The 22,207-nt window shown below is 69.6% G+C and carries 23 protein-coding genes and 4 pseudogenes; 16 read left to right on the forward strand and 11 right to left on the reverse strand.

What is annotated here, in order from left to right:
• The first annotated feature begins 144 nt into the window (after positions 1-144).
• The 4 genes and pseudogenes from ACIO3P_RS28055 to ACIO3P_RS28070 all read left to right on the forward strand — a co-directional run.
• Positions 145-1,999, forward strand: a pseudogene (locus tag ACIO3P_RS28055) (NPCBM/NEW2 domain-containing protein).
• Between the two features lie 91 nt (positions 2,000-2,090).
• Complete coding sequence (locus ACIO3P_RS28060; protein WP_401853388.1) at positions 2,091-2,987, forward strand: MBL fold metallo-hydrolase; 897 nt, start codon at positions 2,091-2,093, stop codon at positions 2,985-2,987.
• A gap of 22 nt (positions 2,988-3,009) precedes the next feature.
• Complete coding sequence (locus ACIO3P_RS28065; protein ID WP_401853385.1) at positions 3,010-3,864, forward strand: cupin domain-containing protein; 855 nt, start codon at positions 3,010-3,012, stop codon at positions 3,862-3,864.
• A gap of 81 nt (positions 3,865-3,945) precedes the next feature.
• Positions 3,946-4,415: pseudogene (locus tag ACIO3P_RS28070) on the forward strand (transposase); the annotation flags it as partial.
• On the opposite strand, the gene ACIO3P_RS28075 reads toward ACIO3P_RS28070, so the two are convergent.
• The 3 genes from ACIO3P_RS28075 to ACIO3P_RS28085 form a co-directional block, all read right to left on the reverse strand.
• Positions 4,407-4,835, reverse strand: a complete 429-nt coding sequence (locus ACIO3P_RS28075; RefSeq protein ID WP_401853382.1) for a DUF5959 family protein — start codon at positions 4,833-4,835, stop codon at positions 4,407-4,409. The pseudogene ACIO3P_RS28070 and the gene ACIO3P_RS28075 overlap by 9 nt on opposite strands.
• A gap of 676 nt (positions 4,836-5,511) precedes the next feature.
• Positions 5,512-6,621 carry an o-succinylbenzoate synthase gene (menC, locus tag ACIO3P_RS28080; RefSeq protein ID WP_401853380.1) on the reverse strand — a complete coding sequence of 370 codons (1,110 nt, stop codon included), beginning with the start codon at positions 6,619-6,621 and terminating at the stop codon, positions 5,512-5,514.
• On the reverse strand, positions 6,618-7,481 hold the full coding sequence (locus ACIO3P_RS28085; protein ID WP_401853378.1) for a chorismate synthase: 864 nt from the start codon (positions 7,479-7,481) through the stop codon (positions 6,618-6,620). Before ACIO3P_RS28085 ends, menC begins: the two co-directional genes overlap by 4 nt.
• A 116-nt stretch (positions 7,482-7,597) precedes the next feature.
• On the opposite strand from ACIO3P_RS28085, the gene ACIO3P_RS28090 reads away from it, so the two are divergent.
• Complete coding sequence (locus ACIO3P_RS28090) at positions 7,598-9,334, forward strand: PucR family transcriptional regulator (RefSeq protein WP_401853376.1); 1,737 nt, start codon at positions 7,598-7,600, stop codon at positions 9,332-9,334.
• Here the strand turns inward: ACIO3P_RS28090 and dapE are convergent.
• The gene (dapE, locus tag ACIO3P_RS28095) at positions 9,324-10,430 is read right to left on the reverse strand and encodes a succinyl-diaminopimelate desuccinylase (protein WP_401853374.1); all 1,107 of its coding nucleotides are present in this window, start codon (positions 10,428-10,430) and stop codon (positions 9,324-9,326) included. The two genes, ACIO3P_RS28090 and dapE, sit on opposite strands and share 11 nt — an antisense overlap.
• Positions 10,431-11,093: 663 nt before the next feature.
• On the opposite strand from dapE, the gene ACIO3P_RS28100 reads away from it, so the two are divergent.
• The 7 genes from ACIO3P_RS28100 (at position 11,094) to ACIO3P_RS28130 (ending at position 17,118) form a co-directional block, all read left to right on the forward strand.
• Positions 11,094-11,891 (forward strand): ABC transporter substrate-binding protein, encoded by a 798-nt coding sequence (locus tag ACIO3P_RS28100; protein ID WP_401853371.1) that lies wholly within the window; start codon positions 11,094-11,096, stop codon positions 11,889-11,891.
• On the forward strand, positions 11,888-12,823 hold the full coding sequence (locus ACIO3P_RS28105; RefSeq protein WP_401790930.1) for an amino acid ABC transporter permease: 936 nt from the start codon (positions 11,888-11,890) through the stop codon (positions 12,821-12,823). Before ACIO3P_RS28100 ends, ACIO3P_RS28105 begins: the two co-directional genes overlap by 4 nt.
• A complete protein-coding gene (locus ACIO3P_RS28110; protein ID WP_401853369.1) occupies positions 12,820-13,584 on the forward strand; it encodes an amino acid ABC transporter ATP-binding protein in 765 nt (254 codons plus the stop codon). Before ACIO3P_RS28105 ends, ACIO3P_RS28110 begins: the two co-directional genes overlap by 4 nt.
• Positions 13,585-15,219 carry an amidohydrolase family protein gene (locus tag ACIO3P_RS28115; protein WP_401853366.1) on the forward strand — a complete coding sequence of 545 codons (1,635 nt, stop codon included), beginning with the start codon at positions 13,585-13,587 and terminating at the stop codon, positions 15,217-15,219.
• An 81-nt stretch (positions 15,220-15,300) separates the two neighbouring features.
• Positions 15,301-15,654: a hypothetical protein gene (locus tag ACIO3P_RS28120; RefSeq protein ID WP_329821877.1), complete on the forward strand. Its 354-nt coding sequence runs from the start codon at positions 15,301-15,303 to the stop codon at positions 15,652-15,654.
• Positions 15,655-15,657: 3 nt separating this feature from the next.
• The gene (locus tag ACIO3P_RS28125; RefSeq protein WP_329821876.1) at positions 15,658-15,981 is read left to right on the forward strand and encodes a hypothetical protein; all 324 of its coding nucleotides are present in this window, start codon (positions 15,658-15,660) and stop codon (positions 15,979-15,981) included.
• Between the two features lie 258 nt (positions 15,982-16,239).
• A complete protein-coding gene (locus ACIO3P_RS28130; protein WP_401853363.1) occupies positions 16,240-17,118 on the forward strand; it encodes a phosphotransferase in 879 nt (292 codons plus the stop codon).
• A gap of 248 nt (positions 17,119-17,366) precedes the next feature.
• Here ACIO3P_RS28130 and ACIO3P_RS28135 read toward each other — a convergent pair whose 3' ends face one another.
• From ACIO3P_RS28135 to ACIO3P_RS28145, 3 genes are all read right to left on the reverse strand, one after another.
• Positions 17,367-17,648, reverse strand: a complete 282-nt coding sequence (locus ACIO3P_RS28135; RefSeq protein ID WP_401853361.1) for a hypothetical protein — start codon at positions 17,646-17,648, stop codon at positions 17,367-17,369.
• A gap of 22 nt (positions 17,649-17,670) precedes the next feature.
• On the reverse strand, positions 17,671-17,970 hold the full coding sequence (locus ACIO3P_RS28140) for a transposase (RefSeq protein ID WP_401853360.1): 300 nt from the start codon (positions 17,968-17,970) through the stop codon (positions 17,671-17,673).
• A 66-nt stretch (positions 17,971-18,036) separates the two neighbouring features.
• Positions 18,037-18,216, reverse strand: a complete 180-nt coding sequence (locus tag ACIO3P_RS28145; protein WP_401853358.1) for a hypothetical protein — start codon at positions 18,214-18,216, stop codon at positions 18,037-18,039.
• A gap of 55 nt (positions 18,217-18,271) precedes the next feature.
• On the opposite strand from ACIO3P_RS28145, the gene ACIO3P_RS28150 reads away from it, so the two are divergent.
• Together ACIO3P_RS28150 and ACIO3P_RS28155 are read left to right on the forward strand one after the other, a co-directional pair.
• Positions 18,272-18,670: a copper chaperone PCu(A)C gene (locus tag ACIO3P_RS28150; RefSeq protein ID WP_329821873.1), complete on the forward strand. Its 399-nt coding sequence runs from the start codon at positions 18,272-18,274 to the stop codon at positions 18,668-18,670.
• A gap of 35 nt (positions 18,671-18,705) precedes the next feature.
• Complete coding sequence (locus ACIO3P_RS28155; RefSeq protein WP_401853355.1) at positions 18,706-19,083, forward strand: hypothetical protein; 378 nt, start codon at positions 18,706-18,708, stop codon at positions 19,081-19,083.
• Here the strand turns inward: ACIO3P_RS28155 and ACIO3P_RS28160 are convergent.
• A complete protein-coding gene (locus tag ACIO3P_RS28160; protein WP_401854002.1) occupies positions 19,011-19,784 on the reverse strand; it encodes a transposase in 774 nt (257 codons plus the stop codon). The two genes, ACIO3P_RS28155 and ACIO3P_RS28160, sit on opposite strands and share 73 nt — an antisense overlap.
• 81 nt (positions 19,785-19,865) lie before the next feature.
• Positions 19,866-20,054 (reverse strand): annotated as a pseudogene (locus ACIO3P_RS28165) (alpha/beta hydrolase); the annotation flags it as partial.
• Here ACIO3P_RS28165 and ACIO3P_RS28170 point away from each other — a divergent pair.
• Positions 20,048-20,140 (forward strand): annotated as a pseudogene (locus tag ACIO3P_RS28170) (XRE family transcriptional regulator); the annotation flags it as partial. The pseudogenes ACIO3P_RS28165 and ACIO3P_RS28170 overlap by 7 nt on opposite strands.
• Positions 20,141-20,189: 49 nt before the next feature.
• On the opposite strand, the gene ACIO3P_RS28175 reads toward ACIO3P_RS28170, so the two are convergent.
• A complete protein-coding gene (locus tag ACIO3P_RS28175) occupies positions 20,190-20,612 on the reverse strand; it encodes a MerR family transcriptional regulator (RefSeq protein WP_401853353.1) in 423 nt (140 codons plus the stop codon).
• Between the two features lie 96 nt (positions 20,613-20,708).
• Here ACIO3P_RS28175 and ACIO3P_RS28180 point away from each other — a divergent pair, with 96 nt between their 5' ends.
• Positions 20,709-21,179 (forward strand): hypothetical protein, encoded by a 471-nt coding sequence (locus tag ACIO3P_RS28180; RefSeq protein WP_401853352.1) that lies wholly within the window; start codon positions 20,709-20,711, stop codon positions 21,177-21,179.
• Positions 21,180-21,226: 47 nt separating this feature from the next.
• Here the strand turns inward: ACIO3P_RS28180 and ACIO3P_RS28185 are convergent, their stop codons facing one another.
• A complete protein-coding gene (locus ACIO3P_RS28185) occupies positions 21,227-22,156 on the reverse strand; it encodes an ADP-ribosylglycohydrolase family protein (protein ID WP_401853349.1) in 930 nt (309 codons plus the stop codon).
• Positions 22,157-22,207 lie beyond the last annotated feature (51 nt).

Here is a 22,207-nt window from a genome sequence, read left to right on the forward strand (position 1 = left end):
AGTTGTCGCCGCAGGCCGTTGTGCGTGGTCGGCCCCATCCCGCCGGACCTTGCCGTCGCCGCGCCGCCGTCTCCCGCACAGAACTCCTCCCCGGGCGCACCCGCCGCACCCGCGCCGGCCGACGGTCTCGCCTTCACCCCGCCGATGGGTTTCAACAACTGGAATTCCACGCACTGCCGTGCCGAGTTCAACGAGGACATGGTCAAGGGGATCGCGGACATCTTCGTGGAGAAGGGGCTCAAGGACTCCGGGTATCAGTACGTCAATCTGGATGACTGTTGGGCGCTGCCGTCTCGTGACGCGAACGGCAAGTTGGTGCCCGACCCCACGCGATTCCCCGGCGGAATCAAGGCGGTTGCCGACTACGTGCACGCCAAGGGACTCAAACTGGGTATCTACACCAGCGCCGGCACGAAGACGTGTGGGGTTCCCGGGCGCCCTCGGCCACGAATACAGTGACGCCCAGCAGTTCGCGGACTGGGGTGTCGACTACCTCAAGTATGACAACTGCAACAACCAGGGCGTGGACGCGAAGGCGCGTTACACCACCATGCGTGACGCGCTCCGGGCCACCGGGCGCCCCATCGTCTACAGCATCTGCGAGTGGGGCCAGAACAAGCCGTGGGAATGGGCTTCGGAGGTCGGACACCTGTGGCGCACCACTGGTGACATCAGCGACAACTGGGGCTCGATGCTGTCGATCCTCAAGCAGAATCTGCCCCTCGCGTCGTACGCCGGTCCCGGACACTGGAACGACCCGGACATGCTGGAGGTCGGCAACGGCGGCATGACCGACACCGAGTACCGTTCGCACTTCTCGATGTGGTCGATCATGGCCGCGCCGCTGCTCATCGGCTCCGACCTGCGTACGGCCTCCGCCGCGACCTTCGACATCCTCGGCAACAAGGAAGTCATCGCGGTCGACCAGGACCCGCTGGGACGACAGGGCAGGGTGCTCTCCTCCGAGGGCGGCCGCTGGGTCGTCGCCAAGGAGATGCAGGACGGCAGCAGGGCGGTGGCCCTGTTCAACGAGACCAGCAGCCCGCAGCGGATCGCCACGAGTGCTCAGGCCGTCGGACTGCCCACCGCGGACGCCTACGCCCTGCGCGACCTGTGGCAGCACCAGAGCTACAACACCGCGGGCACGATCTCCGCGACCGTACCCGCGCACGGCACCGTGCTCGTCCGCGCCTCGGTGGACGCGAGGTGGGCTGAGAAGCCTCCGGCCGTCGAGCTCGGTGTCGACGACAGCCTGCTGGTCGAGGCGGGCAGGACGACCACGTTGACGTCGACGGTCACCGACCTCGGGCGGACACCGGCGACCCGTGTCTCGGTCGCGCTGAGCGGACCGGAGGGCTGGACGGTGCGAGCGGCATCGCCGACCACTGCGGGCACGCTGCCGACAGGCCGAGCTCTGCGTACGAAGTGGCGGCTGACCGTGCCCGTCGACGCGGCGGCGGGTTCGTACGACCTGACGCTGAGGGCGATCTACCGCTCACCCACCGGCGTACGCGCCGAGAGCGTGCTGCCGCTGAAGGCGTCCGTGGCCGTGGCACCGCCGGCGGGAGTCTCCTCGCTCGGCGACCTGCCCTGGCTGTCGACGACCAACGGCTGGGGGCCCGTTGAACGCAACACGAGCAACGGGGAGAGCGAAGCGGGAGACGGCGGACCGATCACCCTGGGCGGAGTCGTGTACGCCAAAGGACTGGGTGCGCACGCCGAGAGCAGCGTCGAGTACTACACGGGTATGGCCTGCGAGACAGTCACCGCGGAGGTCGGTGTCGACGACGAGAAGGATGCCAAAGGCACCGTCGCCTTCGAAATCTGGGCGGACGATGTCAAGGTCGCAGAGACCGGGGTCTTGACCACCGCGATGCCGGCGCAGCCGATAGCGGCCGATGTGAGCGGAGCCCGGACGGTTCGCCTCGTCGTCACGGACGGCGGCGACGGCATCGACTCGGACCACGCGGACTGGGCGGACGCGAAGCTCGGCTGCTGAGCCGAGGACCAGCACTGCTGCGAGACGCTGCCTCAACCAGGAGAGACGGCAGAGCATTTCGCGTCTTACCCACGCTGCCTACGGTGAAGGGGTGAAGACAATCATGCTCGGTAATGTCGAGGTCTCGCGGGTGGTCGAGTGGCACGGTGCCTTCGGCACCACCGATGTCCTGTTCCCGTCCGTGACCGGCGAACTGTGGCGCCGGCACGAGTCCTGGCTGGCGCCCGACTTCCTGAACGCCGAGACGGGGGAGTGGCAGGCGAACGTGCAGACCTGGGTGCTGCGTAGCGCGGGCCGCACCGTTCTGGTCGATACGGGTCTGGGCCATGCCAAGCCACCGGAGGCCGAAGGGGCCGACGAGCGTGACGGCGATTTCCTCGACCGGCTATCGGCAGCCGGGGTGCGGCCGGAGGACGTGGATCTCGTCGTCAACACCCACCTTCACAACGACCACGTGGGGTGGAACACCCGGCTGGTCGACGGCGAGTGGGTTCCGACGTTCCCCAACGCGCGATATCTGATCAGCCGTGCCGACTTCGACTTCTGGCGCCCCACAGGCGGCCACGCCCCGAGGTTCGCCGACACCGGGGACAGGTTCAACGACAGCGTCCTGCCCGTTCATCAGGCCGGGCAGGCGGTGCTGTGGGAGGGCGACAGCCACCGCATCGACGAGGACCTGGTGCTGGAACCGGCGCCCGGTCACACGCCTGGCTCGGCTGTGCTGCGGCTGGAGTCCGGTACGGACCGGGCGCTGTTCGTCGGCGACGTCATCCACACCCCGCTTCAGGTGATCGAACCCGATCACGACATCTGCCTGAGCGAGGACCGGGCCGAGGCCGCGCGGTCCCGGCGCCGTCTCCTGGAGCAGGCGGCCGCGACGAACAGCCTGCTGGTGCCGGCGCATCTGGGCGGAGCGGGCGCCGCCGAAGTCGTGCGGTCGAACGGGGCTTTCTCGATCAAGAGATGGGCGCCGCTCTCGGACGACTGATCCAGTGGGGGAGGATTCCGCTATGGATGTGCTCAGCGACGCGATCAGCGCCATGCGGGTGGGGCGCCCCTCCATGTCGCTGGCGGCGGCGGACCCGTCGTGGGAGATGAAGGTCCAGACCTTCGAGGGCGCCCGGTTCTACGTGGTCACCACGGGAAGCATCCGGGTGACACGGCCGGACGATCCGGCCGTCACCTTGGAGCCGGGCGACGCCGTTCTGCTCCCGCACGGGACTGCGCACCTGCTCGTGAACGCCACCGATGGCATGGCCCAGTTCCTGTCCGGTGCCTATCGGCTCGATCAAGTCCGCCCTCACCCGCTGTTCCAGAACCTCCCCGATCTGGTGCGTCTTCCCGCGCGCGTGGACCGCTACCCGAGTCTCCAGGCGTCGATCGACCTGTTGCGCGGCGAGCTCGGCGAACAGATGTACGGCAGGGACTTGGTGCTGCCGGCCCTGCTCGACGTGCTCCTCGTGCACCTGATCCGCGCCTGCCTCATCGAACGCGCGGAGCTGCAGGCCACCGGCTGGTGCGTCGCCCTCGACGACGAGATGATCGCACGATCACTACGCGCCATGCACGAACGCCCCGCCGATCCATGGACCGTGGAGTCGCTGGGCGCGCACGCGGGCCTGTCCCGTGCCGCCTTCGCCCGCAGGTTCACCGCCATGGTCGGGCAACCACCGCTCACCTATCTGACGTGGTGGCGGCTCACCACCGCGGCACGCCTGCTCCAGACGACCGACGCCCCACTGTCCGCCGTCGCACGGCGCAGCGGCTACGGCTCCGCGTACGCATTCGCCAACGCATTCAAACGCGAGTACGGGATCTCCGCCGGCCGGTACCGGCAGCGACACCGCACCGACGACCAGCGATGATCCGAGAGCTGGTGCCCCTCCCGGCAAGTTCTGCCCCCGTCGCGCCGCCCGGCACACACGCTCGCGGCATTGGGCTTCCCGGGACCCAGGACGGGACGAAGCCCTGTTGACCGGGGCAGGACCGGTAGTGAGCATCACCTGATCACCGACGCCACCGGCATCCCGCTCGCCGTCACGCTGACCGTTGGCAACCGTGCCGACGTTGCCCCGCTCTTCCCGCTCCTCGAAGCTGTCCCGCCGCTACGAGGCAGGCGTGGCCGATCCCGGCGCCGTCCGGACATCATGCTCGGTGAGCGCGGCTACGGCCACGACAAGTACCCCCGTCCCGTCCGGTCCCTCGGCGTGCAGCCGGTGATCGCCCGGCGGGGCACCGAGCACGGATCGGGGCTGGTCAGCCGGCCACTCAACGCTGGTTCGTGGAGCGCGTGTTCGCCCACCCGCGTTGGTTCCGCCGACCGCGGCTCCGCCGGGAGATCCGCGACGACATCCACGAAGCCTTTCCGTCCCTCGGCTGCGCGTTCCTCTGCCGGCGGCGGCTCGTCCTACCCTGACAGCATCGGAACCCAGTGATCCATCACCTGGCGCAGACGCCGGCGGTGGTCGGCGATCCAGTCGTCCGGCGGGACGAGCGGGATCCGCACGGTGACCATGGACCCGTTCTCGTCCTCCACCACCACCTCCGGGCAGTCACGCTCGCCGGTGAGCTGGATGGAGATGGACGGCCCGCTGCTCATCCTCATCCAGGCCACGTCTTCGCCGGCGTCGAGCCGGTCCAGCATGTCAGCCCAGCTCTCCAGCCTCGCGACGTACAACGCCAGGTCGATACGGCCGGACACGAAGGGCGTCCTGACGACGATCTCCGCGTCGAGCCCGGCGGCCCACCTGGGGCTACGTCCCAGGACGTTGACCGAGACGCTGTTGCCCTCTTCGTCGGCGAGCGAGACGAGCTCCCTCGGGGGACTGTCGCCCATAGCTGCCCTCTTCGTCGGCGAGTACGGAACGATCCTCGCTCGACCTGAGGGCATCCTTCATCTCATTTTGTGAGGAGTCTTGGCCTGATCCGGCCGGCCACCAGGGCGCGCCTGGAGCGCCGCCCCCGGGGGCACCTCATGCTTGGCGAACTCCTGGGTCGCCGCATCGAACTCTCATGGCTGAGGTTCCTCCGGCCCGGGCAAGCGGGGCAGCCGGATGGTGAACACCGCTCCGCTGCCGGGGGTGCTGCCGACGGTGACGGTTCCGCAGCGTCCGCCGATACCAGCAGGAATCAGGCTTCGGTCGCGACGCGTTCGACATCGACTTCGAACTCCACCGCGTCACGTGTCCCCGCCTGGCGCGAATGCCACGCGAAACGCGCCGACGTCGAGGGCGCCATCTGCGAGTTCGCCCAGGGCCGCGGGATGCGCAGGATCCGCTACCGACACCGTGCCAAGGCCCACGTTCAGCATGTCCTGACCGCCACCACCGCCACCGCTGCCACCATCAACATCGAGCGGCAGAGCGGCCAGCACCTCCGCGGGAGCCGCAACCTCAGCCCCCTCCAACCGCCTTCCAGGACTTCTTGGACCAGGAACGGAATCCCCCGTCGGCAGTCATGCCGCACAACCAGCGGCTGACACCGTCACCTCAAGATTCCCGACAGAGCCGAGCTCAGGCCCGGTACAGCTCCGTCCGCGCCGTAGTGAAGCGGCGCAGCGCTTCCGGCAGCGGTTCGACGCCGATGCCCGGGGTGCGCGGCACCGGCAGGTGGCCGTCCTCCAGGACGAAGGGTTCGGTGATGTCCTCGGCGAAGTACCGGCTGGAGGCGGATGTGTCGCCGGGGAGGGTGAAGCCGGGGAGCGCGGCGAGCGCGAGGTTGGGGGCGCGTCCGATGCCTGTCTCCAGCATGCCACCGCACCACACCGGTACGCCGTGCGCGTGCGCGACGTCGTGGACACGGCGCGCCTCTGAATAGCCGCCGACTCGGGCGGGCTTCACATTGACGACCCGGCACGCGCCCATCGCGATGGCGGACGCCGTGTCGCGGGCGCTGTGCAGCGACTCGTCGAGACACACGGGAGTCGTGATGCGCCGCTGGAGCACGGCATGGGCGTGGAGGTTGTTCTCCTCCAACGGTTCCTCGATGAGCAGGAGCCCGAACTCGTCGAGTTTCCGCAGGTGTTCGGCGTCCGCGAGCGAGTATGCCGTGTTGGCGTCGACCTGGAGCGGCAGTGCGTCGCCGCAGCGCTCGCGCACGGCCCGTACGGGTTCCAGGTCCCAACCCGGTTCTATCTTCAGCTTGATGCGTACGTACCCCTCGGCGAGGTAGCGCTCGACATCGTCCAGGAGTTCCCCGAGGGAATCCTTGATACCGATGGAGACGCCGGCGGGTACCCGGTCGCGCACCGCCCCCAGGTAGGTCGCCAGCGGCATGCCGTGCGCGCGTAGTTCGGCGTCGAGCACGGCCGTCTCCAGCGCCGCCTTGGCCAGTTCGTGCCCCTTGACCTTCGCCATCGCGGGGGCGAGCGCGGCGGTGGTGAGGCGGGGGAGGGCGGCCACGCGGGGCAGCAGGAAGTCGCGCAGCACGATCTCGGCACCGGCCACGAACTCCGAGCAGTACAGGGGCTCGGGGTCGGCGGCGAACTCCGCCCAGCCCTCGGCCGCGTCGGTGACGACGTGCAGCAGGAAGGTGTCCTTCGTCGTCATCGTGCCGAAGGACGTGCGGAAGGGGGTGACGAGGGGGAGGGCGATGTGGACGGCTTCCACGCGTTCGAGTCTCATGCGGGGGTGCCCTCTTCCTTCCATGCGGGGGTGTTGTCCTCGGTGGCGCGGGTGAGGGTGTACCAGCCGTCGCGGGACATCGCCGTGGTGACGTATCCGTCGGCGAATGCCCCGGTGAGGACCTCGCGGACGGCGTGCCGCCAGCGCAGCGCGAGCAGGGGCTCGACGGCGCGCAGCCTGACGATGTCGTCCGGGACCCGGCACCACATGCGGCGGTCGTCGAGGTCGCGGCGGGCGAGGGGGGCGCCGTCGGGGGCGAGGCAGGTGGCGGGCGCGGCATCCCGGTCGCCTTCCGCCGTACGGCACCGGGGCGCCGCCAGATCCCAGGTGACCGTCAGCCGGTCGCTCTCGTCGCCGTCGTTCACCCCGTCGGCCATGGGCCCGTAGAAGTCGACGAGGTACTCCGTACCGGTGGCGCCCAGCTTGACCAGGTTGAAGCGGGCGTTGCGCCCGACCAGCGGGTCGAAGGTCCAGCGCATGGTGCGGGCGCCGCGTTCCAGGGCCCAGGCGCGCTGGGCCTGCTTCATGGCATACCCGACGCCGCGGTCGGAGGCGGCGGCAGCGGCGACAAGGGAGTACGCGTCCGCCTGCTCCGGCGGCCCGAAGACGGCGACGCAGGCTCCGGCGAGACGGCTGCCGTCGTACGCCGCGTGCACCGCGCCGGCGGCGTGGACGACGCTGTGCAGCACCTCGGCCGGGTAGGGCGGGGCGCTCCGGGGCGTCTGCCACACGTCGCTGAGGAAGTCGGACACGGCGGCGATGCCGGTGACGTCGCGGACGGTACGGACGGTGACGCCGGCCGTGCGGGCGGCGACCGTCGCGAGATCGCGTACGCCTGACTCTTGTGTCGCTCCTGTCATGAGGTCGAGTCTCGAAGACCGTGGCGGTCCTCACGTTGTGCGTCAGGACAACACCTGGGTACGTTCCTGATGAGATCGGCCAATCCCATGGCCGAGGGAACACGAGGGCAGCCCCCATGGACACCCGCACGCTCGGTGAGCTGCTGGAGATCATCGGCAACTCCCCGGTACGCCTGCGCACCGCCCCCGCCGGGCTCGCCGTGCCCGTCACACAGACGCTGCTCCACGACGGCCGTGCCCCGCTCGCCGCGGCGCCCGGGGCGCTGCTCCTCGCGGTCGGTGTGTACGGGGCCGAGGCGGGGCCGCTGGTGCGGGCCGCCGCGGACGCCGGGATGAGCGGACTCGTCGTACGCGGGCAGGACGGACCGCTCGCGGAGGCGGAGTCCGCAGGGCTGGCGCTGCTGTCCGTGGACGAGGACACCCCCTGGCACCAGGCGCATCTGCTGTTCGCCTCGGCGATCGGCGCTCTCCCCCAAGGTCTTCCCCAAGGTCTCCCTCAAGGTCTTCCTCAAGGCCACTTCCACGGTCTCGGCCAACGTCCGTCCCACGGTCCCGGCCCCAGGTGGGCAGCGGGCGCCGCGCTGCCGGCGGCCGGAGGCGGCGCCGCTCTCGGCGACCTGTTCGCGCTGGCCGACACCGTCGCCGCGGCCGTCGGCGGAGCCACCTGTGTCGAGGACCCTCGTCAGCGGATCCTCGCGTACTCGACCGTGCCGGGACAGCCGGTCGACGAGGACCGCCGGCAGGGCATCCTCGGCCTCCGGGTGCCGGACAGCCCGGAGAACTCGGAGCAGTACCGGGCGCTCTTCTCGGCGCGAGGCCCGGTTCGGCTGGCGGCGCTGGGCGGAGGCGGCGACGAGGGACGGGACGACGAGGGACGGGGCGACGGGGGACAGGGCGACAACCTCCCCCGTCTCGCCGTCGCCGTCCGCGCCGGAGGTGAGACCCTCGGCTCGCTGTGGGTCGTGGACGACGGCGGGCTCGCGCCCGACGCCGAGGAGGCGCTCGCGCAGGGGGCGGCCACGGCGGCGTTGCTGCTGCTCCGGGCGCGGGCCGCGCAGGAGCTGGCCCGGCACCGGAACGGTGACCTGCTCAGGCGCCTGCTCGACGGCACCGCGGACCCGGCCGACGCGGCCCGCCGCCTGGGCCTGGGCCTCGGCCCGGACGGAGAGCCCGAGCCCGTGCGCGTGGCCGCCTTCGCGCTCGACTCCGTGATCGGCTCACCCGACGGCGAACAGACCACGCTACGCCTTCTGGACCTCGTACGACTGCGGTGCGAGGCGCGTTACGGGCGGCACGCCTGCGTCCTGACCGACGGTGTCGTGTACGCGCTGCTGCCCGCACCCGGCGATCATGGCGGGGCGCGGCACAGACAGCTCGCCGAGGACATCGTGCGGCAGGCCGGGCAGGCGTTGCGGGTGCCGGTCCGGGCCGGGCTGGGAGACCTGGTGCCAGGTCTGGCGCAGGTGCCGGCCTCCCGCGAGGACGCCGACCTCGTACGGCGGCTGCTCGGTCCCGAGCTCACGGTGGCGTCCGTGGACGAGGTACGGCCACGGGTCACGCTGCTCCGGCTCACGGAAATCCTGGGTGCGCGCCGGGAGTTGGGCACCGGGGCCTGGCTGAGGGTTCTTGAGTACGACGCGGAGCACGGCACCGACTACGCCCGCACCCTCCTCGCGTGGTTCGACGCGGGCTGCGACATGGCCGGCGCGGCACGGCTGCTCGCCGTGCACCCCAACACCTGCCGCTACCGCCTCCGGCAGGCCCGGCAGCAGATCGGGATCGACCTCGACGATCCCGACGAACGGCTGGTGCTGTGGCTTCAGTTGAGGACGCTGGGCGGGCTCAGGAGCTGAGCCACGCCCTGAGCCGGGTCTCGCACTCCCTGAGTTGTGCCACCGGTACGTACTCCTCCGCCGTGTGCGCCAGCACCGGGTCCCCGGGGCCGTAGTTGAGGGCCGGGACGCCGAGCGACGCGAACCGTGCGACATCGGTCCAGCCCAGCTTGGGCCGAGGGGTCGCGCCCAGCACGCGTACGAGCGAGGCGACCGCCTCCTGCCCGAGTCCGGGCAACGCACCCGGCACGACCTCCGTCACCTCGATGTCGTACCCGTCGCCGGGGAACAGCCCCCGTACGTACGCCTCCGCCTCCTCCGCGGAACGGCTCGGTGCGAAACGGCAGTTGAGGGTGATCACACACTCGTCGGGTACGACGTTGCCCGCCACCCCGGCCCGTACGGCGACGGCGTTCAGCCCCTCCCGGTACTCAAGGCCGTCGATCGCCACCCGCTCGGGCGTGTGGTCGGCGAGGCGCTGCAGGACCGCCCCCGCGCGGTGCGCGGCGTTCACTCCGCGCCATGCCCTCGCGGTGTGCGCCCGTCGCCCCCGTACCGTGAGGTCCGCCGTCAGCACGCCCTGGCAGCCGGCCTCGACACCCGCGTCCGAGGGCTCCATGAGGATCGCGAGGTCGGCTGCCAACAGCTCCGGCCGCTGCGCCGCGATCACACCGAGCCCGTTGCGGTCGCCATCGACCTCTTCGCATTCGTACAGGATGTACGTGATGTCACGCGCGGCCGGCTCGGGGACGGTGGCCGCGAGGCGCAGGGCCACGGCGACGCCGCCCTTCATGTCGCAGGCCCCCAGTCCGTGCAGGAGCCCCCCGTCGAGGCGGGACGGCAGGTTTCCGGCGGCCGGCACGGTGTCCAAGTGGCCCGCGACGATCACCCGCTCGGGGTGGCCGAGGTCCGTGCGCGCGGCCACCGAGTTGCCGACGCGGCTGACGCTGAGATGGGGGAGGGCGCCGAGCGCGGCCTCGACGGCGTCCGCGAGCCGGGCCTCCGCACCGCTCTCGGAGGGGATGTCGACGAGGGCGCGGGTGAGATCGACGACATCGGCGGTGAGATCGAGATCCACTCCGGCTCCGGGCCCGGCTCCGGCTCCGGGCCCGGTCATACCGGCCCCCGGCGTCCGCCCGAGCGGGGTCCCGGCGGCACCGGCAACCGGCGCCCCGGCCCCTGCCACCACCCGGGCCGGACCACCCGCCCGCCCCCTTGGCCGGTGTCCGGCCGACTGCGAACCGTATCCACGCCGCGTTCCTTCCGTCGTCGCGCTGTCCACCCCCGATGATGCGGAGGGGAGTGCGGGGAAGGGTGGGCCCATCAGCCAGAAAGGGCAGGGGTGGCTTGGCCGGTCGGCCAAAGCCGGGCCACGTGAACGGGTCCACCGATCGGCCGGGCCACCGATCGGCCGGGCCGGCATCGGCCGGGCCTGCATCGGCCGGTCCGCGTGACCGGTCGGCCACGGGGCACCTTGGAAGATCGGCCAACTGACTGGTCAGTTTTAGGTCGGATGGCTAAAGATTGAGGGGCGCGGTCGAACCAGGATGCTGCCACGGCCCAATGATTCACCTGCCCGCACCAGGGAGTTCGAACAGCCGCTCCTGCCCGCTCACATACCGAGGGCTCCATGCGAGAACATCAACGCCTCCGCGGTTTTCCCCTGACCCCCGCCATCGGGTTCCTTGCTGCCGCGCTGCTCGTCTCCGGGTGCGGTGGAAGTGCCACCGGTCCGGCAGTCGCGTCGGCAGATCTGTCCGGCATCAGTAAAGACTCCGCATTGCGCTCACTGCTCCCCGACGACATCCAGAAGTCAGGACGCGTCGTCGTCGGCACCAACGCACCCTATCCGCCGTTCGAGAATTTTCGTTCCGAGAGCGACCAGGAATTCGTGGGTCTGGACATCGATCTCGCCAGGGCGGTCGGAAAGGTGCTGGGAGTGAAGTTCGACTTTCGGCAGCAGCCGTTCGACGGGCTGGTCCCTGGCGTCAAGTCCGGGAAGTACGACCTGGTCATGGCAGGCATGGTGGACATCCCGGAGCGCGAGAAAGTCATCGACTTCGTCAACTACGGCGTCCTCGTGCCCACCCTGCTGACGAACAAGAAGAAACATCTGGACCTCCGCACCATGATGAGCCTGTGCGGGCAGCGGGTCGGCGCCCAGAGCGGCACCACCACCATCGAGGACATACGGAAGAACTCACGCGCGTGCACGGCGGCGGGAAAGCCCGCCACCGAACTCCAGGCATACCCGGTGTTCTCGCAGTCACTGCTCGCGCTGAGCAGTGGCAAAGTGGACGCGGTCGTCACCAACTCCGCACTGGCCGGATACACCGTGAAACAGCAGGGTGACGGCCCGCTGGAGATCGCCAAGAAATTCGACTTCGGCGCCAAACGGGACCTTCTCGGAATCGGAGTCTCCAAGGAACGCGCGGGGCTCACCAAGGCCATCCAAAAGGCGCTGGAAAGCCTGCGGGCGAGCGGTGACTACCGCCGGGTCCTGGACAGCTACGGCATGGCGGACTACGGCCTGACCGAATACCCCATCAACGGAGCGAGCAAGCGGAGGCACGCGTGAGTACCGTCCCCGGGACAAGAGTCGACCCCGCATCCGCCCGGACCACCGGCCCGACGCTGACCGTCAAGCCCCTGCGACACCCCGTCCGGACGGCCTGTGGCGTGCTGGCGTCGCTCTGCCTGGCCGGTGTCGTGTGGTCGGTCGCCAAGAACCCCAACCTGGAGTGGGCCACGGTCGGTCAGTACCTGTTCCACGAGCGCACCCTCTCCGGGCTCGGCGTCACCGTTTATCTGACCGTCGTCTGCATGGTGATCGCCGTCCTCGGCGGCACCCTGTTGGCGATCATGAAGTTGTCGGACAGCCTCCTCCTGCGGGTGATCTCGGACGGCTACGTCTGGCTGTTCCGGGGCGTGCCGCTGCTCGTGCAGATCATCTTCTGGGGGTTCCTCGGCGCCTTCTACCAGCGGCTGATCATCGGCATCCCCTTCACCGACGTGGTCTTCTACAGCGCCGAGACGAACAGTCTGGTCACCGCCACGGTCGCCGCCGTACTCGCACTCGGCCTCAACGCGGCCGCCTACGCGGCGGAGATCGTACGCGGGGGCATCTCCTCCGTGGACGCCGGGCAGCGGGAGGCCGCGTACGCGCTCGGCCTCACCCCGGGACAGACCATGCGCAGAATCGTGTTGCCCCAGGCGATGCGGGTGATCGTGCCGCCCCTGGGCAACGAGGTCATCACCATGATGAAGATGACCGCCCTGGTCTCGGTCATCGCGGGCAACGACCTGATGACCAACCTCCAGAGCATCTACTCGATGAACTTCAAGGTCATCCCGCTGCTCACGGTCGCGTGCCTCTGGTACCTGACACTGACCACCGCGCTCACTCTCGGCCAGCGCTACCTGGAGCGGCGCTTCGGCCGCGGTGTCACAGCCGCCCGTACCGGCTCCGGCCCGCGCACGACCACCGTCACCGGAGGCGACCAGGCATGACCACGCCCATGCTGTCAGCACAGGACGTACGCAAGACCTTCGGGCACCAGGAGGTTCTCCGGGGCATCGATCTGACCGTGGGCCGCGGGGAGGTCATGTGCCTTCTCGGACCGAGCGGTTCGGGCAAGAGCACGTTCCTGCGCTGTGTCAACCACCTCGAACGGCTGGACAGCGGCCTTCTGTACGTCGACGGTGAGCCCGTCGGCTATCGCCAGGCCGGCGACGTACTGCGGGAACTGTCACCGCGCGAGGTCGCCTCCCGGCGTGCCCACATCGGCATGGTCTTCCAGCGGTTCCACCTCTTCCCGCACCTGACCGTCCTGGAGAACATCATCGAGGCGCCGCGCAAGGTGCTGAAGCAGAGCAAGGAGGCCGCCTCCGCCCGCGCCCGGGAACTGCTCGACCGGGTCGGTCTGGCCGACAGGGCCGGCTCCTATCCGGCTCAGCTCTCCGGCGGCCAGCAGCAGCGCGTCGCCATCGCCCGGTCGCTGGCGATGGACCCCAAGCTGATGCTCTTCGACGAGCCGACCTCGGCGCTCGACCCCGAGCTGGTGGGCGAGGTACTGAGTGTGATGCGCGACCTGGCCGGGTCCGGCATGACCATGATCGTGGTGACCCACGAGATCGGCTTCGCCAAGGAGGTCGCCGACCAGGTGGTCTTCATGGACGGCGGGGTGGTCGTGGAGTCGGGCACCCCCGAAGAGGTGCTGACCCGGCCGCGGCACGAGCGGACCAGGTCGTTCCTCGGAAAGGTGGTCTGAGTGTCCGCCACCTCCGGCCGCCCCGTTCCGCCGCCCGTCCTGCCACCTGTTCCCCCGCCCGCTCGGCCCGCGGCCTCGGGCGCGACCGCGACCCCGCGGGGCGGGACCCTCCTGATCACCGGCGCCACGGTGCTGGACGGCACCGGGGCCCCGCCCCGCCCCGCCGACGTCACCGTCTCCGCGGGCCGGATCGCCGCCGTCGTAGCGCCGGGGACCCTCGCCCCGCGCGACGGATACGCCACACTGGACGCCACCGGAATGATGCTGGCGCCCGGCTTCATCGATCCGCACTCGCACGCCGACGCCTCGCCGCTGGAGCGCGAGGACGACACGAGCAAGATCCTCCAGGGCATCACCACCGAAGTCGTCGGCAACTGCGGGATGAGCCCGGACCCCCGTCCGTACGGCGGCTTCGGCGCCCTCTACGAGAAACTCGACACGGCCGGGTACGTCACGAACTACTGCCCGCTGGTCGGCCATGAAGCACTGCACGAGGCCGCCATGGCCGGTCGCCCCGGGCCGCCGGACCGCGACGACGCCCGCCGTATGGGCATGCTGCTGGACGAGGCCATGGAGGCCGGGGCCTTCGGGCTGTCCTCCGGGCTGATCTACCCGCCAGGCGTCCACACCGCGCCCGGCGAACTGGTCGGCCTGGCCGCCCGGTTGCCCGAGGGACGCATCTACGCCACACACATGCGCGACGAGGGACGTCACCTGCGACGCAGCGTCGAGGAGGCGATCGAACTGGGGGCCAGGACCGGCCGCCGCGTGCAGGTCTCCCACCTCAAGGCGGCCGGAGTACCGTTCTGGGGCGGGGTGGACGACGCGCTCGCCCGCCTGGACCGGGCCCGCGCCCAGGGCGTGGACATCGGCCAGGACGTCTACCCGTACGACGCCAGTTCCACCACCCTGCTCGCGGTGATGCCCCCCTGGTTCCTGGAGGGCGACGACGACCGGGTGCGGCGGAGGCTCAACGACCCGGTCCAGGTCGAACGCGCCCGCGCGGAGGTCGAGGACGACACCGACCGGGGCTGGGAGAACATCGTGGCGGGGGACGGCTACGACCGGATCATGGTGTCCTCGACCCGCAGCCACCGCCACGAGGGCGCCACGCTCGGCGAACTCGCCGAAGCGCTGGACCTGGCCCCGTTCGAGGTGATCGTGCACCTGCTGCGTACCGAGGAACTCCAGGTCCACATGGTCGACTTCTCCATGGACGAACGGGACGTGGAGACGGTGCTGCGTGCCCCGCGCACCAGCGTGTGCACCGACGGACTGGCCATCTCACTGGGCGGCAAACCGCACCCGCGGTTGTACGGGAGCTTCCCGCGCGTGCTGGGCCGGTATGTGCGCGAGCGCGGTGTGCTGGACCTGCCGACGGCCATCCACAAGATGACCGGGCTGACCGCCGAGGTCTTCGCGGTACCCGACCGCGGACGGCTGGCACCCGGTCTGATCGCCGACCTGGTGGCGTTCGACCGGGCAACCGTCGGCGACACCGCGACGTACGCCGACCCCCGGCGCACGCCGACCGGCATCCGCTGGGTGATGCAGGCGGGCCACGTCGTCGTCCGCGACGGCCGCTGGCTCGGCACCCGCCGCGGCGTACGGCTCGAACCGGCTCTCGTTCCTTGACCCTTCCACTCAACCGCCGCAGGGCGGTGAGTGTCTTCTCGCAGGGGACGAGCACCACAGGCGGCCAGTAGGCTCGTATCCATGGGTACGTTCCTACCGTTCCTGATCTTGGTCGGCGGCCTCGCCGCTGTCCTGGGCTTCTTTGCGTGGCTGGCCGCGCGTGTGCGCCGCCGGGGCCTTGCGGGCGGGGCCATGAGCGCCGCCCTGGCCTCCTACGAAGAGGCGTTCCGCATCACCGCTCACGAAGCCCACGTCGAGATCCGAGCGCAAGCAGAACGCAAGGCGCCGATCCTGTCCCCGGACGATCACTGGCGGCGCAGCCCCGGCGAAGCCGGCCAGGTCGGCACCGAGGACCGTCGACCACGTCAGCCGCGCCCCCGCCGCTCACGTCGGGGCCTTGGCCGATGGGTCGACCGCCTGAGGACCGGTCGCTGATCCATGGACACCGTGTTGCCGGCTGCGGGAGGAATCGTTGCGCTGGGCGTCGCCGTGTTCCTGGCAGATCGTGTTCTGCTGGTGATGGAGGCTCGGGGCTGGATCTACTGGCGCAGAACCAAGGGCCTGTCATCGATCGGTGCCGACCTCATCCAGGAGGGCGACCCCGGGGCCCAGGCCGTCAAACGGGCCATGGAACAAGAACGTGTACGCAAGAACGTCAAGCCGGCGGAGGACCCGCCCTTCCAGGTGAACCTGGACGTCGGCACGGTGCGCATCCGACGTACCGGAGGCGAACAGACCAAGGGCACTCCACCCAGCAACTGAGCGCCTCAGCCACAGAAACCGGCCCAGCGCTTCCGGCTGGTGCACACGGCCCTGACGGGCTCCGGCAATCATCAGAACCACTGAGGACTACCATCCCCATCCCGTCTCAGCGGAACTGGTCAGCCCAGCTCATCACCGTCCGAACGACCGTCGAGCACGTCAGAACGGGAAGCCGGAGACATCCCTGAGGACGGAGAACCACGGCGAAGTGGCCTGATCAGTCTGACGGCTACGAGGCGGGCAGCGATAATCTGCCCAATGACATCTTCACCGCGGAGTTGGGCGCGTGCTGAGCGGCTCGATGCCGCCGGGACGGTCGACGCACTTCACGCCCGGACGGGTGTCCGCCTAGCTCTGGATGGCCCCTGCCCAGGCGGGCAAGTCGGTGCAGCTTATGTGCGCTGGCCCGACGATCACCGCTCCGTCCTCAAGTGGCGACCACACAGCCAGGCGGCGGACATGGAGGCGGGGCCCATCGCCGTTACCGAAGCGCTGCGGCTGGCAGGCTATCCGGCGCCAGCCACCGAGTTGATCGCCCAGGTCGGCCACGCGGTGGTCCTGGTCCAAGAGCTCCTGCCGGGCACGACGATCGACCACCTCGACCACCACAGTTTGGGCCAGGCCCTCGAACTCAACCAGTTGCAGGCTGATCGGCTTGCCGACCGCCCCGATATTCCCACGGTGGAGTTCCACTTGAGTGAGGACGGGCCTGGCTACTGCCTGCACGACCCTTTGCGCCGGCACAACCGCCGCAGTGCCGCGCTCGAACACTGGATCGCCGCTGTCGGCGCGGACCACCCCGCTCGCATGGTTGGGCACGACGCCGTGCACATGGACTTCCACCCCGGCAACATCCTGACGACCGACGGTTCGATCACCGGGGTCATCGACTGGGACGGTGCCGTACGCGGTGATCGGCGATTCGACTTGGTCACCCTGCGCTTCGGCATCCACGCCAAAGAAGCCGACCCTGGGGTGACACAACATCTCGACGCTGTCCTCGACGCGCTGCCCGAGGACATCCTGCGGCCCATATGGGCTCACATGAGCCTTCGCATGGTCGACTGGGCCATCAGACACTTCACCCCGGCGGACGTGGAGCACTGGTTGAACCTCGCCGAACAACGCGTGAGCTGACGGCGCCTGAGGAATGGGCACTCACCATGAGATCGAACCTCAATTCCCGCGTCGGAATCTCACGGTCAATCGGATGGAAGCCGGATCCGATGTTTTCTGTTGATGTCGTGGACATGCCAGAGAATGCGTACGGCGAGGTCACCTCCGGATCCGGAAGAGCATCTGCTCGCTCCACCCGGCCCCGATGTCGTCGCCGCTCAGCTTGCCCGGGTCGGGACCGGGCCGTTTCTGACGGCTCTTGGATGGTGTCACAGTTGGTTGTCGGGCTGGGCGATGGTGGCTTTGATGCCGTGCCGTCGCAGGGGGCGCGGTTTGGCGCGGCTGGAGCACGCCTTGTCGCCGTGTACCCGGTCCGGCCGGATGCGCGGGCGGCCCGGCTCGCGGTGCCGGATACGTAAGCCGTCCAGCACCGGAGCGACCATCGGGCTGTCATCCCGCTGGCCGGGCGAGGTCAGCCAGCGCGGCGGGCGGGCCCGGCCGTCGGAGAACAGATGGATCTTGCTGGTCAGCCCACCCCGCGAGGGCCCCAACGCCTCGCGCCCATCGGCCTCCTCACGCGTCCCGCCTCCTTGTGCGGGTAGTCCGCCGGGGGTTTGCGGGCGCGCCGGCCACGTGCTGATGCGCCCGGCAGGACGTCGAGTCGATGTTCACCGCCCACCCCCGCCGGGACACCCGGCGGGCAAGCGCCCCGTCCGGGTCGCCGGCATCGGCGTCGATCTGTGACTCCTGGAGGACGGCCTGCCAGGTGCCGTCGGCCGACCAGAGGCAATGCCGTTCGTGGACGGTCCACCAAGGCCCGTACCGTTCCGGCAGATCAGGCCAGGGCGCCCCCGTCCGGGCCCTGAACAGCACTCCGAAAACGTGGGTGGGGCTTCCCGCCCGCAAGAACGGGAAGTCCCACCTGCCCGCCCGCGCCGGTCAACCGGCCATGGCCGCCACGACCAGCGCAACAGCCGCACCGCACAGCAGCACCACAAGCGGCCATGCCAGCCGGCCGCGCCCGGTACGCCTGCGCCACAGCACCAGCCACAGCGCACACGCCGTCACGAACACGACCGTCACACCGCTCATCTCGCCCTCCCGCCACGCCACCCGCACGGCGTCACGGTCAGCACCCCATACCCCATACAAGGAGCGCAACGAAGTCACATCGATGGCGAAGACACCGGTCTCTACTGACATCACGGTCGCGAAGAACAGCGTATGGGTCCGCTGGCTGCCCAACGCGCTGCCCGCCGCCGGCTATATCGGCCTGAAGAACTGTGCTGGCAAGGACATCAAGGTCACCAAGATCAAGAGTCCTGACTACCAGCGCATCACGATCTACCAGACCGTCTCCGACAGCGAGAGCTCCAAGATGGTCAAGGTCGACGGGGTTGCCGTCCCCGCCAAGGGCGAGTTCTCATTCGTTCCGGGCAGCTACCACATCATGCTTGAGAAGCCGACCCGCCTGATCACCCCGGGCGACAACGCCCGCGTCATCTTCTTCCTGGACAACGGCACCGTCTTCAAGGTCCGCATGCCTGTCCGTACCTCGCCCGAGCTGTACTGACCCTGACCCCGCCGACGCCACCAGGAGACCCGGACATGCCCATGTACCACCTCGACCTCGGCAACAACCAGGCCGAAACACTCGATTCCGTCACCAAGCTCACCATCGCCGGCACCGAACTCGACGTCGACTCCTTCCTCACCGCCAACGCCAAGGCTCCCGTGCCCCTGTGGGGCGATGCGGTCCTCACCCGCGGCGACAGCCGCCACCCGGCCACCACCAACTGGGTCGAGGACGTCGAGAACACCGACACCCACCAGGACGTCATCCTCATCGCCGGCGACCCCGCCGACCCCACATCCCGCCGTGTTCGCCTCACTGACGCCTGGGCCAGCGCCAGCTACCACCTGGACGAGGACGACGACCCCGACGCGTTCGTCATCAGCTTCGCCGACATCGCGATCGAGAGGTAACGCCCCGACCTCGCCGACTTGCGGGGCGCGATGAGGCCACCGCACGCAGGCGCGCCCCAAGACCTTCCGGCACTCCCAGGTCGGCACCCACACCCGCGCTCCAGGACTCGGCCCTCGCTTCTCCGTCTGCTTGGGTAGCTGCGCGGTGCGCTCCGGGTAGGGGGTGCCAAAGGAGTGCAGGGCGGTTCCATCGGCGACACCGAACGCGCCCCGAGGGTCGGACGCTTCCAGATCAGAGCCACTGGTACACCGCCGCGACCTGGACCGTCGCCTCGAAACGGCTGGCCAACTTCTCGTACCGCGTGGCGCTCGCGATTGCGGATCTGGCCGGCCGGCTCGGCGATCGTGCGGTGGATATCACACCTACGCAGGTATGCGCGATTGGCGCGCGACGAGTACGCCCTGCCGGCCCGCACCCGAAGCGGAGTACATCTGGGGCGACCAGCGCCGACCCGGGGCACCCGGATCGCTTCGAGCACTGGCACCAACTGTGGACTGTCGCCTCGCTGACCATCTGTCACCAGGGGTGACAACGGCTTCTGCCCCTGCTCACAGGACAGGTGGATCTTCAAGAGGGGCAGGACTCGGCCCCAGACCCCCTCCCGCTGCCAACGCCGGAACAACCCGTACACGGTCCGCCAAGGCCCGTACTCCAACGGAAGGTCACGCCATGGAACCCCAGTCCGCGCCCGCCACCGCATCCCATCGACCAGGCGCCGTCGGTTTTCTGACCTACGACTCACACCTGCCGCAGGCAACACCGACTCGCCAGGTCGAGAATGAATGATCGCAGCGAGATCGGCAGGCCAGTTCATGGGGACGTCGTGGTTCGAGCTGATGTCGAACAGCCGGCGGCCAGGGACGGCATCGACGACGGCACGCACCTCGTCGCGCCGCGAGGCGTAAAAACCATCCTCGGCCAGCACGATCGCCATCGGACAGGTGAGGCGGCCGTACACGTCGACGGCGGGGCTACTTGCAGGACAGCGACCGCCGTGCCGGGAGTCTGGAGGAGGTGCGATTCACCGACGTGGAGCACCTGGACTTCGACCGGTAGCAGCCGCGCCCCGAACAGCCCCTGCGAGCCCCGGGTGTGACTGAGCGCTTCAGTTGACCGGCCTGAGCGTTGTGGGCAGCGGTCGGGCCGTCACCCTCACTACGCCGTCCTCATCAGGGTCGACTGCCCGCAACGGGCATCCGGTGCCGACGCGCTCGGTGAGTTCGGCGCGCAGCGCGGCGAGTTCGGACATGCGTGCGTCGACGAGCCGGATCTTCTCCTCGAACAGCGCGGACAGCGCTTCCGCGGCGTCCGGCGCCGCAAACAGTTCCTCGCCGGTCCGCGCGATCTCCGCCAGAGAGAATCCGAGTGTCTGTGCGGTGCGGACATAGTGCAGCCAGGCCACCGCCTCGGGCGGGAAGTCGCGATAGCCGTTGGCCAGGCGTCGTCCTGCGATGAGACCGACCTTCTCGTAGAACCGAATCGTGTCCCTGGTGGTCCCCGTCTGCGCGGCCAGCTCTCCGATGCGCATCCCCAGCGCCCCCTTCGGATGATGAACTTGACCTTGGACCGTACTCCACTGTTTAGCGTGAGGCGTCACTGACCCACGACCAACCGGAGCCCCGACATGATCCGCCTCCATGCCCCCGCACGCCCCGCCTATCTTCGCGTCGTACGCGCGAGTGCCTGGTACGACCTCGTGATGACCGCGGGGTTCGCGACACCGTGGACGTACACGCTGGTGCACGACGCGCTGTCCTCGCTGGGCACCGCACTTGAGTGGGGTGCCCTGCCCGAACGTGATGTGTGGCAGACCCTGTTCGCGAATCTGATGGGTTCGGTGGTGATCGTCTGGGCCGCACTGCGCATCGTCCGGCCGCTGCCGGCGCACGGACTGTTCGACGGCATCGCGCGCACCCTGTTCTCGGCATGGATGGCGTACGCACTGGCCCACGGTGCCTCGCGCATTCTGTGGCTGTTCCTCACCGTCGAGATCGCGTGGGGGGTCGCCCAGTTCGTGCCCTGGCTGCGGAACCGGCGTACCACCGTCGGCCTTGAGCGCCAGTCCGGCCGACCGGAACGTTCAGTGGCCCACTGAAGTGCTCGGTCACACCGGACGAGGAGATCGATGGAGCAGCACTCCGTTCAGCCTCCGAGGCGGTGTGCGAGGTGGAGCAGATCTGCCAGGTGCAGCACCCGTCCGTCGAATCCTGGGAGGGGGACGTGGAGGGGCTGGGTCCAGTGGGCGGGGATTGCGTCCAGCCCGTAGTACGCCCCCGCGAGGCATCCGGTCACCGCGGCGACGGTGTCCGTATCGCCGCCGAGGTCGATCGCCGAGCGTAGGGCGTCTTCGAAGGTGGCGGTGGTGCGCAAGGCCCAGACGGCCGAGCCCAGGCAGGGCCAGACGGCACCGTTGAACTCGGTCGCCCGATCGGGGTGCCAGTCGGGTGCGAGGACGGTGGTGTAGCGGCCGCGGTGGTCGGGGTGGACGAGGGCCAGGATGTCCGGGAGCGCGGTGAGGGGGTCGGTGTCCTCGAACGTGACGCGGATGAGTTCGTGGAAGATCGCGGTGCCCTCCCAGGCCGCGCGGTCACCGTGGGTGAGGGCAGCGATGCGGCGTGCCGCGTCCACGGTGGCTTCCTGGCCGACGGTCGCGAAGTGGACCGCGGAGGTCGATGCCCGCATCAAAGAGCCGTTTCCCGCTGCTCGTTGGTTGCCCTGGAAATGGACCTGGGCGGCGAGGTCCCAGGGCATGCCGTTGGTCAGGACGTCTTCGGTCTGCAGGCCGATGTCCTTCGGTTCTGCTGCCGCCCACCGCTGGAAGCGGGCGAAGAGGTCCGGCAGATCCAGTCCGCTCCGCTCCAGCAGGGACTCCGCGACCAGGACGGCCATCTGCGTGTCGTCAGTGGCCTCGCCGGGGTCCCAGCCGCCGCCTCCGCACATCTCGCCACCGGCACCGGGCGCGGGAAACCGCGCGGAGAATGCTCCCGGGGGACCGAACTCGAAGGGGCCGCCCAGCGCGTCACCCACCGCTGAACCGACGACCGCGCCGGCGACCCGCTGAATCCGCTTCATTCGCGAAGGTTATCCGCGCCGCGCCGCGCCGACGGCCGCACGGCCCTATTT

Source organism: Streptomyces sp. NPDC087310, assembly GCF_044744405.1.
GTDB lineage: Bacteria > Actinomycetota > Actinomycetes > Streptomycetales > Streptomycetaceae > Streptomyces.

Excerpts from the sequence above, each read along its gene's own strand:
- ACIO3P_RS28065 (WP_401853385.1), top strand. The coding sequence starts at position 3,010 with ATGGATGTGCTCAGCGACGCGATCAGCGCCATGCGGGTGGGGCGCCCC.
- ACIO3P_RS28075 (WP_401853382.1), bottom strand. The coding sequence starts at position 4,835 with ATGGGCGACAGTCCCCCGAGGGAGCTCGTCTCGCTCGCCGACGAAGAG.
- menC (WP_401853380.1), bottom strand. The coding sequence starts at position 6,621 with ATGAGACTCGAACGCGTGGAAGCCGTCCACATCGCCCTCCCCCTCGTC.
- ACIO3P_RS28085 (WP_401853378.1), bottom strand. The coding sequence starts at position 7,481 with ATGACAGGAGCGACACAAGAGTCAGGCGTACGCGATCTCGCGACGGTC.
- ACIO3P_RS28090 (WP_401853376.1), top strand. The coding sequence starts at position 7,598 with ATGGACACCCGCACGCTCGGTGAGCTGCTGGAGATCATCGGCAACTCC.
- dapE (WP_401853374.1), bottom strand. The coding sequence starts at position 10,430 with ATGACCGGGCCCGGAGCCGGAGCCGGGCCCGGAGCCGGAGTGGATCTC.
- ACIO3P_RS28110 (WP_401853369.1), top strand. The coding sequence starts at position 12,820 with ATGACCACGCCCATGCTGTCAGCACAGGACGTACGCAAGACCTTCGGG.
- ACIO3P_RS28120 (WP_329821877.1), top strand. The coding sequence starts at position 15,301 with ATGGGTACGTTCCTACCGTTCCTGATCTTGGTCGGCGGCCTCGCCGCT.
- ACIO3P_RS28125 (WP_329821876.1), top strand. The coding sequence starts at position 15,658 with ATGGACACCGTGTTGCCGGCTGCGGGAGGAATCGTTGCGCTGGGCGTC.
- ACIO3P_RS28130 (WP_401853363.1), top strand. The coding sequence starts at position 16,240 with ATGACATCTTCACCGCGGAGTTGGGCGCGTGCTGAGCGGCTCGATGCC.
- ACIO3P_RS28150 (WP_329821873.1), top strand. The coding sequence starts at position 18,272 with ATGGCGAAGACACCGGTCTCTACTGACATCACGGTCGCGAAGAACAGC.
- ACIO3P_RS28155 (WP_401853355.1), top strand. The coding sequence starts at position 18,706 with ATGCCCATGTACCACCTCGACCTCGGCAACAACCAGGCCGAAACACTC.
- ACIO3P_RS28160 (WP_401854002.1), bottom strand. The coding sequence starts at position 19,784 with ATGCGGTGGCGGGCGCGGACTGGGGTTCCATGGCGTGACCTTCCGTTG.
- ACIO3P_RS28175 (WP_401853353.1), bottom strand. The coding sequence starts at position 20,612 with ATGCGCATCGGAGAGCTGGCCGCGCAGACGGGGACCACCAGGGACACG.
- ACIO3P_RS28180 (WP_401853352.1), top strand. The coding sequence starts at position 20,709 with ATGATCCGCCTCCATGCCCCCGCACGCCCCGCCTATCTTCGCGTCGTA.
- ACIO3P_RS28185 (WP_401853349.1), bottom strand. The coding sequence starts at position 22,156 with ATGAAGCGGATTCAGCGGGTCGCCGGCGCGGTCGTCGGTTCAGCGGTG.